Here is a 13,615-nt window from a genome sequence, read left to right as displayed (position 1 = left end):
AATAGTTTTAATTAGAAGGATAGCAGGATAGAGCTACTGAATATTTTCAGAGGAGGCAGGTAACCTGCTGAAGTAAACTCGGGATCGATGCCTTTATAATGGGTAAATGTTAAAAGATTCTGGCCCTCAAGTGCGATTTTGCAATTGAAATTTTTCGTCCACTCCTTAGGCAGATCATATGCGAGGGAAATATTTTTTAGTCGTATAAAAGATGCGTCACCTATAACTGCATCACTTTGAATATATCTCGAATAGGCGGTGCTTCTTAGATTATTAGAATTGCTGTACCCTTGATAGCTAGAAGATTCACTCGGTTGTTGCCAGTGTTGTTTCACACCAGAAGGCTGGTTAGAGAATGTTCCCGGCATGGTAAAGCGAAATATCTCATTGAAATTTTCCTGACGCACAAATTGGAATAAAAAATCCAGAGTTACCCTTTTAAAGGTTAATGAATTTTGTATACCGCCGTAAAAATCAGGATTAAGATCTTTTATTATCTTTTTGTCATCTGCCGCCGAAAAGCTTCCGTCAGAATTAAAATCTGTGTAAGTGTAATTCCCATTTACAGGATCAACACCTTTATATTGATAAACCTTAATAATATTTAAAGGTTCTCCTATTACGAACTGATTGGCATATGAAGATCCTTCGAGTCCGGGAAATGATAATAGTTTATTTTTTGCATTAGTAATATTAAAACTAGTAGTCCATGTAAAATTTGGAAGATGTATATTCTGTGTCTGCAGGGTAATTTCTAAACCACTATTCTGAACTTGCGCATCAAGATTGGCAAGAAGCTGATTAAACCCTGTAGTTGCAGGTAGCGGTGTTCCAATCAGCTGACTAGATGAACGGTTTCTGTAGGCAGATACAGATGCTACTATACGATCATTAAGAAATCCCAACTCAATTGCTGCTTCGAGTTTATTATTGGTTTCCCAGCCAAATTCAGGATTAAAAAGACGCGACGGAGACAGTCCTTTGATACCCTGATAGCTGTTTCCTGAAGCAGTATACGTATTTAGGTATTGGTAATCACCAATTTGATCATTTCCGGTTGATCCGAAACTTGCTCTAAGTTTTCCAAAGCTTAAAAAATCTAATTTCTTTATAAAAGTTTCTTCTGAAAATACCCATGCTGCCCCTATGGCTCCGAATGAGGCAAACTGTTTACCGGGACCAAACCTGCTTGATCCGTCCCTTCTGCCGGTAATATTTACTATATATTTTGAATCCCAATTAAAATTCAATCGGCCAAATCCCGCACTATATTTATACACGCTCAGGCTACTTTCCATTACCCTGTAGGTCGATGCCGATGCCGGGTTATCAAGTAAACTATTATTAGCAAAACCTTCTCCAGAACTTACCTGCTGCATACCGCTTTGTTTCTGAAAAGTTGAACCGATAAGTATTTCTAACTGCGCTTTTCCGAATGTTTTATTCCAGCTGAGCTGTGGCTCGATGATCCAGGAAGTGCGGCTCACGGTATTGTAATACACTGACGAGAATTCGCTTCCGCGTCCTAAGGAAGGATTAAAAGCAGTTGATGGCAACGCGGTCAACTGATTTTGTCTCAAATCAGTATACCCTAGATTTAATTTAGCCTGCAAGCTAGAAATTATATTATAGGAAATTATCGTATTAGCTATCAAATCATATGTCTTGCCAGTAATTGTGCGAAGTAATTTGGCTGCCGGATTATTAAAAGTCCCGTTTTCCCAATTAAGTGTACCGTCATCATTATATAATGCAGGGGAGTTGGGAGCAAGTGTTAATGCATCTTTTGTTATGTCAGTGGAAGGAAGCAGGCTGTTTTGAAATGTATATCCTGCTGTAAAAGTTACCTTTAATTTCTGATCTTTAGATGCATGGTTAAGATTTACTCTGGCGTTTGCCCTGCTTGATTTAAAATCGACAGGAAAGACCGTTGTTTCATGGTTGTAGGCGCCAGAAATTAGGTATTGCGTCTGAGCAGAACCTCCTGAAAGTGATCCCTGTAAGAGATTATATTGTGCAGTACCTCCGATTATTTCTTTCTGCCAATCGGTGTACCGATTTTGATTCCAAATACCATTTACATCATAAGCGGAAGCTGGATATTTTCTGACACCGTCATTTGCATAGGCTTCTCTACGCATTGAAAGATAATCAGTTGTATTCATTAATTCCATATGCCCCGCAGTTTTTCCAAGGCCGCCTGTGTAGCTTAAAGAAAAAGTAGTTTTTTCCTGTTTTCCTTTTTTTGTAGTAATAAGGACAACGCCGTTCGCTCCCCTTGAGCCATAAATTGCAGTAGCGTCGGCATCTTTTAATACCTCTATACTTTCCACATCATCAGGATTAATACTGTTTAATGGGCTGTTTTGTACCGGCATGTTGGTAGAGGTGTAGTTACTTCCAATGGTTTGAGATGAAAACGGAACTCCATCAATAATGTACAATGGCATATTACCATCACTTCGCAAGCTGTTTTGGCCCCGTACTTTTATTTGAAAGCCACCACCGGGCATTCCTGAATTCTGTATGACACTAACTCCAGCCATACGGCCCTGCATGGTGGCTAAAACATTTGTCACTGGCTGTTTCTCGATATCTTTGGATGTAATTCTGGCAATATTTCCAGTGCGTTCGCTTTCTTTAACAGAGTAATATCCTGCATTTACTGTGACTTCCTTTAGAGTGGTAGTTTCATATTGTAATGTAATATCAATAATATTCCGGCCTGCAATTGGAATTATTGCAGTTTTGAATCCGATAAAAGAAACAATTAAAATATCATCATGAGATGCTGAAATAGAATACTGGCCATTATAATCTGAAATGGCTGTAGCATTTTGTTTGGTTTTTATTGCAATGGTAACACCAGGCAATGGATTAGTTCCGTCAGTAATAGTTCCTCGGATCTGGTTTTGTTGAAGATTAAAATTCTGCCGAACAGAATTAAAGGCATAAGAAGATGAAAAGGGTAAGAAAAAGCCAAGAAAAATTAGGCAATAAAGAGCTTTTCGATCCTTGTAAAATGAAAAATTATTCATAATATTGGGATTGGTTAGTTAAAGTGATTTGATTAGCTACGGTCCTCTATGTTAGTTTGGCGACGAGATAGAGGGCCATTTTTTATGCATTAAGTAAACGGCTTAATGATCATAAGAGAGATTTATTATAGCACAGGCAGAAATTTTTAATAGGTTCAACTACGAGTGCGAAACTTTAAAACAGCAGGAAGTATTGCTAAGAATTTAAGATGACTGATTAAAAAAAGGCGCAGAACTCATCTTATCGCTTTCAAGGCACTGGCGGCGCCCTACCACAAATAAGTGAGCCCACGCCCTAAAGCGTGAGCATCATACTTATCCTCTCGTGGTATATAAAACGCCAGTTTTTGAAAACGAGATTCAAAGCGAATGCTTCAAATATTTTTTATGAAGAATCGCAAATATATTAATTCAAAAGCAAATATAACAAAATAATCTGAATTTCGGATTTTAATCCGAATTATTTTGAAGTATAAAAAGTTACTTTGTTATATATGAAGGATAAGAATCGTTTAATCGTTGATTACATTGCGCTTGAGTGGGCTGCAAAAGCCAAATCTCAAAGCGCATTTGCTAGTGAGCATAATATTGACGAAAAGACAGTTCGGAATATAAAATATAATAAAGATTATACTATTAGTTTAAAAACCTTGGTAAGAATTTGTGAGGCAAGAGAAATAAAGCTTTATGAATTTTTCAAATTAATAGATGTATAGGAAACTATTAGTTAAATTGTTTTTTATACAAGAAATTTGCATATTATTTTTATCAAAATAGAATATATGCACTTTAAGAAAATGGATATAAAGCAAAACAATATTATTTAAACAAAAAGCCCTCCAGAAAACTGAAAGGCCAATTAAGTAAAAAGTAAAGGATGAATTTATTTTTTCGATTCTTCAATCGAAACCTTTCTAAATTCTTTTAAAAGTTTCTCAATCTCTAAAGTTGATTTACGAGCTCTTGCTCCAGCTGCTTTAACACCTTTTTCAATTAACGAGTCTGATTCTGTTTTAAATGTTTCGATTTCTGCGTTGATTTTTGCAACTAGATCTTTCATGATACAATTTTTTTAAATTTGAGTTGCAAAAATATACTTTTGCGTCAGACGTAAAAATTATGTTGTACAAAATATTATATTTTTTCTTTTTTGATTTGTTCAATAAAGTATGTGGCTGTAATTTCTGTTTTTGATAAAAAAGCATGCGCAAATCTCTGAGTGCTAGTAAAGCCCGCTTCTTCAGCTAAAGCTAAATTTGAATAATTCCTGAACCTTTTATCTGTTTTTAAAAGATTGACTAAATAATCAATTTTTAAGTCATTAATATATTTCGAAAAAGATTTGTCCCTATAATGGGCTATAACGATTGATAGATATTTAGGATTAGATTTAAATCTTACAGCTAGTTTTGAAAGTGTCAAATCCTTTTCCAAAAATTTTTGTGCGTGCTCAAATTTTTCCAATTGTTTTAGGATGTTAGCTACTGTCTCATGATTTATATCCATTATTTGATTTTTTTCCGATTTTACCTTAGGTTTAGATTTATTATCAGAATTTATTCTCAGCATTAATTCATCAAACTTCTGCTTATAAATACGTCTATTTTTAAGATGTTTGTACGATAAAAAAAACGAAATAATAAAAAGTACTATTATAACGCAAATGAAAAAATATACGTGTTGTTTTTCTTTTAAGAATTCGGAGTGGATCTTCTCTTTTTCAAATAGTAACTCCTTAGTGTTGTATTCCTTGTGGATTTTACTAACCAAATATTTGTAGCTTTCATTTAGTAAATCATCTGCTTTTAGTAATTGATCGATAGAGTATAGCTGACCTTGTAAGTTATCTTTGGTTTTATAAAATTGAATTAGTAGTTCATATGTCTCGCGTAGATCAGGTCTAATATATCCCTTGTCTCTAAATATTTGATCTACTTTTTGAAAGTAGGGAAGTGCTTTTTCATATTTTTTTTGTTGCCATAAACTTTTTGCTATATAAAAATTTGCAATTGATTCACTTGCGAAATCTTTATTCTGTATAATAGAGTCCAACGAAGACTGTAAGTTTCTAATTGCCGTTGAATAATTATTACGGAAGTACTGATTGATTCCTTCAGATTGAATAAAGTAAGGAGTCATCTCTTTGTTTTTTAGCCTTATACTTTCCGAAAGACCCAATGCGTTAGTTTGTGAACATTGCCCCAAATCTCCAATCTTATTGTAGCAAAGACCCAGTGAATGCAGCGAATTTAAATAAGGTCGTGTTCCATTATCCTTGAAATATACAATGCATTCTTTAAACAGTGAGATAGCCTCGTCATAAAATCCCAAATAAGACTTAATTACAGCAATATTATACTTTACCTTGTAAATTAAGTATTTGTCATTAGTTTTTGAAATGAAATTGTTCGCAATAATATAATTATCCAGAGCATTCTGCAGCTCTTTTTTTCCATAGTAGACAATACCTTTAGAGAGATAGGAAGAGCCGATTAATGCATCTACTTTGGATTGTTTGGCGACGTAAATCATGCTATCGGCATATATTAATTTTAAAGATTCCGGGGATTCGTGCAAAATATTTTGATAGCCATTTATTATCTCTTTCCAATTTTTCTCGCTTTTAGCTTTACTTAGATAAGCATATAAATAAACTGATGCTCTCAAACTGTCGCCCCTTAAGGCGTAGATCCTATCATCAAGATAATTGAAGTTTTTATTCTTTAAAGAATCGGGAATTTTGAAATTGTTTTTCTGAGCGGAAACGAATTGTGATATTACAACAAGTAATAAATAGAAATGTTTATGATTCATATTAGTAGGAGTTTGAGACTAAATACTCTGCGGCAACCCCTTTTTGCCCATAATTTCGAGGCTACCGAGCTGTTAATCAAAGCTTAATATAAAAATAACAAAAAAGATACATAAGCTATTGGAAAACAAGGAAATAATTTGCAAAAAGGGGTGTGGATTTTCAGAAAATCCATAGTTGAATTTCCATAAATCCATATGCATTGTGTTGCACAGGGATTTTTACGCGAATAGATTTGCTTTGAATTCAAAAGCAAAAATGTCTTGGCAAGGTGCCAGATAAAAGTTCTGCTTACCCGGGTGAAATGAACTGAGAATAATTTCTCATTCACATTTCAAACAAACAAATCATGAAAAACTTAATATTATGCAGCGTATTACTATGTCTATTATCCGCATGCTCATCGGAATCCGATTTTGAGCCAGCAGAAAGTTTTAATAAAAATTCCGCAGAGATTACAAAGGATAGTGTATTTCCACTGAGTCCTACTAACCCTTTTGATGCTAAAGGAAGAAAATACTATGACATAGTTCAATCGTACTCTAACCTCTATAATAGACCCAATTCAATAGAGGAGATCAGACGTCAGATATCTTTCTTAGCGCAGCAGTATAAGAGAAACGACAATCATAAAAGTGCAAATTTAGGATACACAACCGAAGAAATAGCTGCGATTTTGGATAATCCGTCTGTGATGCTACTTGAAATAGTTGAAAATTGTCCCATAAGTGCAGCGAGTAAATCAGAACTCTTACTTTTTGTGCAGACATTAATTGCCGAGCAGGATGAGGAATATGTGACAATTCGAGATTACATAATTTCTTTTGACGCTGGAATTATAGCAAATACAACTTTACTGGTCGATGAGAAAGAAACTATTTTAACTGTTTCAACTATTTCGAGTTATGCTTTATATGCGGAGGCTGAACGTAAGGATAGAGATTGGGAAACCTCTGTAGGAACCAGACATGCAAAAATATTTTTCAATAATAATCAAGCCCCTATAATTACAATTATTGCGCTTCTGAACATTGTTGTTAAACAATGACTTTTATTATAACAAATATTTAAAAAATGAAACGACGAAATTTTTTATATGTTGCTCTGATCATTTTTAATCTTATCAGTCTTTATTTCATCATAGATCTTTTTTTCTATGATGAAATAATCGGCTGTGTTACCACTACCGGTAAGAGAATAATTGATCCACGAGATTTTGCTTTTCTGTTTTTCGTAACATCGCTTTCCAATCTTTATTTTTTAGCGTTTGTTATTATGGAACGGGCTTTTGAAAGTAAAAACTAATTAATAAAATAGTAAAGTTCTAGGTACTGTTTTGAAATATCAAAAAGATGATTAAAGATTTAATAAACATAGAATTAAAGGATCTGCCAATTCCCGGTCTGGATATTCATATTATAAAAAAGTATGTTGTCAAGAGTGAACTAGCCGAGTCCTTTATTGTTTCCAACTTTTCCCTGCTGTTAATCAGGTCAGGCAAATTTAGGATTAAGCTTAAAGAAATTATTCAGGATTTGTCTGAAAGAGATCTGCTTGTTATTCCCAAAGATTCATTTTGTACATTGTTTGAGGTGGAGGGAAAATTGCAATTGTATTTAATATCATTCAGTTCAGAATATGCTGCTGAACATGGCCTGCAAAAAAAGCTCGTTGATTCTTTTTATTTTTTTATTGGCAAAGCATCATTAAAGATTGCACTTGAAGAGAAAGAATTTTTAGTTCTTTCCCTAATTTACAAACTTATTTATTTTGTAAATAAAGATGCCAGGCAAAATGGTGTTGATGCCGAATTACAAAGGATTAGTTTTAATCTTTTTCTGTATGAGCTTCGGCTTATCTATACAAAATATACTTCTGATACTTCACAGCATTTTACAAGAAAAGAAAGCCTAATAATTCGATTTCTTACGATTTTAGCGATTCACTATAAAAAACAGCATAATGCGCCGTTTTATGCTGGCGCCCTTTACGTGACAACTGGTCATCTCAACAAAATTGTCAAACAAGTGACCGGTAAAACCGTGAAAAAATTGATAATTGAAACTATTATAAGCGAAGCTGAAAACTTACTTGAAGACCTACAGTTGACCATTGTAGATATCGCAGATGAACTGGAATTTCCAACGGCAAACAGTTTTAGTGTATTCTTTAAAAAGCATACTTCAATATCCCCATCTCAGTACCGTTCGAATGCAATGGAAAAGTTTAAAACACGCTAGTTTTTATTGCATTAAATGTCAATTTAAACAATAGTACGATGATTAAAATATATCCTTTAGAGTGGTTAGATAATTTAATACTACAAACCTTAAAACCTGACAATATAAATAGTACTTCAATCACGAAGCACGACTTATCTTTGATAAGTGCTGATCTTTTAAAAGAGTCCAGGAAAATTCAAATCCAAATTAAAAATGAAGTCTTTGCCATACGAAAAAAAAGGCACATTAGACTTTTAGTCAGAAAATATCATTCCAGCTTTATTTTTCTCCTTGACAACATCGTAGAGAATAAAAACAACCAATTATTTAAAAATGATGAGCTGGCAGCAATTGCTGATATTATAATAACAAGTATAGATGGACTTCTTTCGTTTATTGAAGCCAGATTTGCAAGCTTTTTAAGTCTCGATCATCGTGTGCCCTTGACTTATACGATAGTGTCACGAAACGAGCTTCAGCTGAAAATAAGAAAACTAAAGTCAAAAAAAATAGTTTTTGATACAGAGAAAAATATGCTGAATGTTGTTATAAATAGCTTAAATGACGTATTGCAATCAAGTACAGGATATAAAAGCACTTATCGACATCTTCTTTATCAAAAAGAACTACTGCGAAAAATTGAACAATTTGATTTTTCGAAAGAAAGCGATATTTTCTTTACGAACTTTGATGAATTGCTTATCGAAGCTAATTTTAATGGTTCGGATTATGTGCATTCTCTAATTGACCGGATAAGCGCAAGGTTAGAGATTCATCAAAGTTTAAAGCATCGTATGAATGAATTATTGTATTTATTTAAAGAGTTTAATCAATTTCACTCCTGTGAAAAATTCAGTTTTGATCCCTGCCAAAAGAATATTAAAGAATCTCTAGGTGCATGGTTCAGAAATGAAATTGATTACATGAAGCAAAGGATAGAATTTTCGGGAGAAGTTAATACTACAGATCCTATACTGGAGAAAGGGGAGAAAGATGAACGTATACAAAGCAAAATTGAATGTGTTTTATCCTCCGATCAAATTGCTCTTATACTTCGTGCAAGTGATGAATCTCGGATTCTAAGAGCCAAATCAATGAGCCAAGTTTTTAAAACAATTGTACCGCATTTATCTACGCCTTTTAAAAAAGATCTATCCTATCAATCGGTTAGAAGTAAGTCATACAATGCAGAGGAAAGGGATAAGAAGATAGCCATTGAAATCCTTGAGAAAATTATAACTAAAATTCAATCGTACTGATATTGTGAATGCGTACATACTATAAAAGAAAAAACAACTACCACTTGAGTAACAAATTTTATTATCCACGACATATTACTAAATAAGATAAATTATGACACTAATTGCAATATTTTTTCCGTGTGTTTCTTTTCTATTGAGAGGAAAGATTTTTACAGCAATTATTTGCTTGATTCTTCAAATTACATTAATCGGATGGATTCCCGCAGCAATTTGGGCGGTTATCTCATTGCAGAATTCCCGTGCAGATAAACGCAACAATAAACTGATAAAAAGTTTAAGAAGTAAATAAGATATTTAGAAAATTACAATTTTAGGCTTACAAAACAATCAACTATTGTTTTGTAAGCCTTTTTTTTGTTGCAAAATTTCAGGGGTACAGAAAAGGTACAACAAAAAGTTGTACTTGTAGCAGACTTATCTTAATCGTTCCTTTGACTTGTAGAATGAATCATATCCAATTTTGTGATAATGATTTACATAGACGAGATGAATGTTGAATGATAAATGATGATGACTATGTTTACAAATGTTTCATGGGGCAGCTACCTAGCTGCCATAGGTATAATACTATTGACCTGGTATTTGGTATTGATACTAAAATTTTACAGTAAAGATTTAAGGGAACTTTTATCGGGAGAGAAGAAACTCAAGTTTCCTGTATTAAAAAAAACTTCTAACAAACTTGAAAACCAGAGAGACCAAAAGTCTTTGTCTTCCTCTTTTTCAGAATCGTTTGATACTTTAGAAGATGCCGAGGAACTATCCACTCGTATAGTACAAGCAGTAGAAGAAAGTTCTCAAATGAACTTATCAAAAGAACAATTTCAAAATTACCTTAAAATGGTATTGGAAGAGTACCCATACGTGAAGATCTCCTCTTTACGAGAAAATATAAACAATCTAGTAGTCTCTGAAAGCGAAAAGCACACGCAGTTCAATTTAACGTTTGCCGAAGCGGATACTCTGTGGGAAGAGACTATTTCATAAAATTCAGCGGAGGAATAATCCCTGTTCTCTCTGGTGCGGTATGGCTTTATGTGACAGGAAATAGAGTTGCAACGGCGATATTCCTCTGCTTTTTAAAATTGATATAAACTTTAAAAATGATGTGTGATGAGAAAATGCTGGTGGAAATTAAAGGAATTAGATGAAGAAAAAGTAATGTCATATTGCATTCTTGCATTAATGTTAGTGTACGAAACAAGAATTTATGCCCAGGACGGTGTGGCCGGAATTAACGAGGCGAACCAAAAAGTCAGGAGTTATTTTGATGCAGGAACAGAACTTATGTATGCTGTTGGTGCTATACTGGGGCTTATAGGAGCAGTTAAAGTCTATCAGAAATGGAACGCGGGTGATCCCGATACAGGAAAAGTTGCAGCAGCTTGGTTTGGCAGCTGTGTATTTCTAGTTGTGGTAGCCACAGTAATTAAATCCTTCTTCGGGGTTTAAAGACAAGATCTTATGAGTAACAGTGTTTACCAGATCAACAAAGGAATCAATCAGAGTATAGAATTTAAAGGCTTGAAGGCTCAGTACATATGGTATTTGGGAGGAGGTATTGTATCGCTTATGGTTCTTTTTGCAGTGATGTACATTATTGGCCTGCCTTCATTATTGTGTGTTGGTTTTATCGGGACTGCAGGTACATTTTTTGTTTTTAAAATATACAAAATGAGTAACCAGTACGGAGAATACGGCATGATGAAGACGCTGGCCAAAAAGCAGGTTCCAAAATGTATAAAAGTTTACAGCAGGGCTATTTTTATAAAGATGTAGCTACAGAACGTTAATGTTGAAAATGAAGAGGAGATGGAGAAGAGGATGGAAGATATACTGCCTATTATGGCAGTGGAGCATGACTGTATTTTATCAAAGCAGGGAGACGTAACTGTAGTTTTTAAGGCTGAGCTGCCTGAGATTTTTACTTTGTCTGATCAGGAATATGAAGCTTTTCATCAGTCGTGGATAAAAGCAATAAAAGTGCTTCCTAAATTCTGTGTTTTTCACAAGCAGGACTGGTTTTTAGAAAAGAGTCACAAAGCTGATTTTACAAGTGATGACAGCAGTTTTTTAACCCGGAGCAGTGAGCGGTTTTTTAATGAAAGACCGTTTTTGGATCATTCCTGTTACATTATGCTGACTATGAAGCCACAGGGAAGGAAGAATTCAAGTTCCCTTTTTTCAAATCTTTTGCGACGTTCAATTGTGCCGGAAGAAACTTTAAAAGCACAGCTGTTACAGGATTTTATTGACTGTACAGGACAGTTTAAAAGAATTATGGAAGACAGCGGTTTTGTAAAACTTACACGATTGAAAAATGATTCACTTAAAAGTCAAAGCAGGAAATTAGGACTGATTGAAAAGTACTGTTTTTTATCTGAGAGGGAAGATTCATTTGTTTTTAAAGATATCAAATTTGATGAAGGTTTAGCTGTCGGCGATAAACACTGCCAGCTCTTTACGCTTGGAGATGCTGCTGATCTGCCGGCGTTGTGCGGTTCGAGAATCAATTTTGATCGTTATTCCACAGATAAAACCAAATTCAGTATTGGATTTGCATCCACTCTGGGACAGCTTTTATCCTGCAATCATATTTATAATCAATATTTGTTTATAGAAGACGGCCAAAAAACGATTCAAAAACTGGAAAGTAAAAGATTAAGGCTTCAGTCTTTGTCGGCATACAGCCGTGAGAATATGATTGCCAGGGATGCGACAAATGATTTTTTGAACGAAGCAGTATCCCAGCAAAGACTTCCGGTTAAGGCACATTTTAATGTGCTGGCCTGGAGTACAGACAAAGAAGAACTGAAGGATATTAAAAACAAAGTGTCATCAGCATTGGCTCAGATGGACGCAGCAGCCAAGCTGGAAACGGTTGGGGCTCCGCAGATTTTCTGGGCAGGCATGCCGGGCAATGCAGCAGACTTTCCCATGAATGATACTTTTGATACTTTCACCGAGCAGGCAGTATGTTTTTTAAATATGGAAACAGGGTACAGGTCCTCGCTTAGTCCTGTCGGTATCAGACTCGGAGACCGTCTTACGGGAAAACCTGTTCATGTGGATATCAGCGACGAGCCTGTGAAAATGGGGATTTGCACTAATAGAAATAAATTTATACTCGGACCCTCGGGAAGCGGGAAATCATTTTTTACCAATCATATGGTCAGAAGCTATTATGAGCAGGGGACACATATTGTACTGGTGGATGTAGGACATAGTTATAAAGGTCTCTGCGATATGGTTAATGGATACTACTTCACTTACGATGAGAAGAACCCGATCCGCTTTAATCCTTTTTACATTTCAGAAGGGGATACTCTGGATACCGAGAAAAAAGAAAGCATTAAAACACTGCTTCTGGCACTTTGGAAAAAAGACGATGAAACCTTTAATCGAAGCGAGTATGTAGCTTTATCAAATGCGCTTCAGCTGTATTATGAAAAACTAGATTTGAACCCCAACCTGTTCCCATGCTTCAACAGCTTTTATGAATTCCTCAAAGATGATTTTGTAAAGATATTGGAAGGTGATAAGGTGAAAGAAAAGGATTTTGACGTAAACAATTTTCTTTATGTACTCCGCCCATATTACAAAGCAGGAGAGTTTGATTATCTATTAAATGCCACAGAAAATCTGGAACTATTAAAGGAACGGTTTATCGTATTTGAACTGGATAACATCAAAGACCATCCGATTCTATTTCCTGTGGTAACGATCATTATCATGGAGGTTTTTATCAGCAAGATGAGAAAGCTCAAAGGCATCCGTAAGATGATCCTGATTGAAGAAGCATGGAAAGCGATTGCCAAAGAAGGGATGTCTGAATATATTAAGTATTTGTTCAAGACTGTGCGGAAATTTTTTGGTGAGGCCATTGTAGTAACTCAGGAGGTTGAAGATATTATTTCATCGCCAGTTGTCAAACAGGCCATTATCAATAATAGTGACTGCAAGATCCTGCTGGACCAAAGCAAGTATCAAAATAAATTTGATCAGATACAGGAACTGCTGGGACTGACCGAAAAAGAAAAGGCATTGGTGTTATCGGTTAATAAAGCTAATGATCCTGATAAGAAATACAAGGAAGTATTTATTTCACTGGGAAGTATGCTTTCAAAAGTGTACCGAACAGAAGTTTCGCTTGAGGAGTATTTGGCCTACACCACAGAGGAAAGTGAGAAAGTGAAAATGAATGCCTATGCCCAAAAGTTCGGTGGCGACATCAAAAAAGGAATCGCAGCTATGGCCCGCGATATGAGAAATGGAAATTAA

Annotated in this window: 12 protein-coding genes; 9 read left to right on the top strand and 3 right to left on the bottom strand. The window is 34.9% G+C overall.

Annotation, left to right across the window (positions count from 1 at the left end):
- Nucleotides 1-11: 11 nt before the first annotated feature.
- Nucleotides 12-3,038 carry a SusC/RagA family TonB-linked outer membrane protein gene (locus tag ACNFIH_RS07280; RefSeq protein ID WP_426486100.1) on the bottom strand — a complete coding sequence of 1,009 codons (3,027 nt, stop codon included), beginning with the start codon at nucleotides 3,036-3,038 and terminating at the stop codon, nucleotides 12-14.
- Between the two features lie 494 nt (nucleotides 3,039-3,532).
- Here ACNFIH_RS07280 and ACNFIH_RS07275 point away from each other — a divergent pair, with 494 nt between their 5' ends.
- Nucleotides 3,533-3,754 (top strand): helix-turn-helix domain-containing protein, encoded by a 222-nt coding sequence (locus ACNFIH_RS07275; protein WP_426486099.1) that lies wholly within the window; start codon nucleotides 3,533-3,535, stop codon nucleotides 3,752-3,754.
- 167 nt (nucleotides 3,755-3,921) lie between these two features.
- On the opposite strand, the gene ACNFIH_RS07270 is transcribed toward ACNFIH_RS07275, so the two are convergent.
- Both ACNFIH_RS07270 and ACNFIH_RS07265 read right to left on the bottom strand, forming a co-directional pair.
- Entirely contained in the window at nucleotides 3,922-4,098 is a 177-nt protein-coding gene (locus ACNFIH_RS07270; protein WP_072974225.1) for a histone H1, read from the bottom strand.
- 74 nt (nucleotides 4,099-4,172) lie between these two features.
- On the bottom strand, nucleotides 4,173-5,852 hold the full coding sequence (locus tag ACNFIH_RS07265) for a helix-turn-helix domain-containing protein (RefSeq protein ID WP_426486098.1): 1,680 nt from the start codon (nucleotides 5,850-5,852) through the stop codon (nucleotides 4,173-4,175).
- A gap of 347 nt (nucleotides 5,853-6,199) precedes the next feature.
- On the opposite strand from ACNFIH_RS07265, the gene ACNFIH_RS07260 reads away from it, so the two are divergent.
- The 8 genes from ACNFIH_RS07260 (at nucleotide 6,200) to ACNFIH_RS07225 (ending at nucleotide 13,615) form a co-directional block, all read left to right on the top strand.
- Complete coding sequence (locus tag ACNFIH_RS07260) at nucleotides 6,200-6,898, top strand: hypothetical protein (RefSeq protein WP_426486097.1); 699 nt, start codon at nucleotides 6,200-6,202, stop codon at nucleotides 6,896-6,898.
- A 304-nt stretch (nucleotides 6,899-7,202) separates the two neighbouring features.
- Entirely contained in the window at nucleotides 7,203-8,090 is an 888-nt protein-coding gene (locus tag ACNFIH_RS07255) for a helix-turn-helix domain-containing protein (protein WP_426486096.1), read from the top strand.
- 38 nt (nucleotides 8,091-8,128) lie between these two features.
- Nucleotides 8,129-9,331: a hypothetical protein gene (locus ACNFIH_RS07250; RefSeq protein ID WP_426486095.1), complete on the top strand. Its 1,203-nt coding sequence runs from the start codon at nucleotides 8,129-8,131 to the stop codon at nucleotides 9,329-9,331.
- 94 nt (nucleotides 9,332-9,425) lie between these two features.
- A complete protein-coding gene (locus ACNFIH_RS07245) occupies nucleotides 9,426-9,623 on the top strand; it encodes a YqaE/Pmp3 family membrane protein (protein ID WP_140509017.1) in 198 nt (65 codons plus the stop codon).
- Nucleotides 9,624-9,850: 227 nt separating this feature from the next.
- A complete protein-coding gene (locus ACNFIH_RS07240) occupies nucleotides 9,851-10,321 on the top strand; it encodes a hypothetical protein (protein ID WP_426486094.1) in 471 nt (156 codons plus the stop codon).
- A gap of 174 nt (nucleotides 10,322-10,495) precedes the next feature.
- The gene (locus ACNFIH_RS07235) at nucleotides 10,496-10,786 is read left to right on the top strand and encodes a DUF4134 domain-containing protein (protein WP_241676577.1); all 291 of its coding nucleotides are present in this window, start codon (nucleotides 10,496-10,498) and stop codon (nucleotides 10,784-10,786) included.
- Nucleotides 10,787-10,798: 12 nt separating this feature from the next.
- Nucleotides 10,799-11,113 carry a DUF4133 domain-containing protein gene (locus ACNFIH_RS07230; RefSeq protein ID WP_426486093.1) on the top strand — a complete coding sequence of 105 codons (315 nt, stop codon included), beginning with the start codon at nucleotides 10,799-10,801 and terminating at the stop codon, nucleotides 11,111-11,113.
- A 33-nt stretch (nucleotides 11,114-11,146) separates the two neighbouring features.
- The gene (locus ACNFIH_RS07225) at nucleotides 11,147-13,615 is read left to right on the top strand and encodes a TraG family conjugative transposon ATPase (RefSeq protein WP_426486092.1); all 2,469 of its coding nucleotides are present in this window, start codon (nucleotides 11,147-11,149) and stop codon (nucleotides 13,613-13,615) included.

This window comes from Flavobacterium sp. 2 (assembly GCF_049949195.1).
Classification (GTDB): domain Bacteria; phylum Bacteroidota; class Bacteroidia; order Flavobacteriales; family Flavobacteriaceae; genus Flavobacterium.
Note: the sequence above shows the minus strand (reverse complement) of the source record. Positions and strands in the feature narration are given on the sequence as shown.

Bases quoted from the DNA above. Each gene is read 5' to 3' on its own strand.
- ACNFIH_RS07280 (WP_426486100.1), bottom strand. From the start codon at position 3,038: ATGAATAATTTTTCATTTTACAAGGATCGAAAAGCTCTTTATTGCCTA.
- ACNFIH_RS07275 (WP_426486099.1), top strand. From the start codon at position 3,533: ATGAAGGATAAGAATCGTTTAATCGTTGATTACATTGCGCTTGAGTGG.
- ACNFIH_RS07270 (WP_072974225.1), bottom strand. From the start codon at position 4,098: ATGAAAGATCTAGTTGCAAAAATCAACGCAGAAATCGAAACATTTAAA.
- ACNFIH_RS07265 (WP_426486098.1), bottom strand. From the start codon at position 5,852: ATGAATCATAAACATTTCTATTTATTACTTGTTGTAATATCACAATTC.
- ACNFIH_RS07260 (WP_426486097.1), top strand. From the start codon at position 6,200: ATGAAAAACTTAATATTATGCAGCGTATTACTATGTCTATTATCCGCA.
- ACNFIH_RS07255 (WP_426486096.1), top strand. From the start codon at position 7,203: ATGATTAAAGATTTAATAAACATAGAATTAAAGGATCTGCCAATTCCC.
- ACNFIH_RS07250 (WP_426486095.1), top strand. From the start codon at position 8,129: ATGATTAAAATATATCCTTTAGAGTGGTTAGATAATTTAATACTACAA.
- ACNFIH_RS07245 (WP_140509017.1), top strand. From the start codon at position 9,426: ATGACACTAATTGCAATATTTTTTCCGTGTGTTTCTTTTCTATTGAGA.
- ACNFIH_RS07240 (WP_426486094.1), top strand. From the start codon at position 9,851: ATGTTTACAAATGTTTCATGGGGCAGCTACCTAGCTGCCATAGGTATA.
- ACNFIH_RS07235 (WP_241676577.1), top strand. From the start codon at position 10,496: ATGTCATATTGCATTCTTGCATTAATGTTAGTGTACGAAACAAGAATT.
- ACNFIH_RS07230 (WP_426486093.1), top strand. From the start codon at position 10,799: ATGAGTAACAGTGTTTACCAGATCAACAAAGGAATCAATCAGAGTATA.
- ACNFIH_RS07225 (WP_426486092.1), top strand. From the start codon at position 11,147: ATGGAGAAGAGGATGGAAGATATACTGCCTATTATGGCAGTGGAGCAT.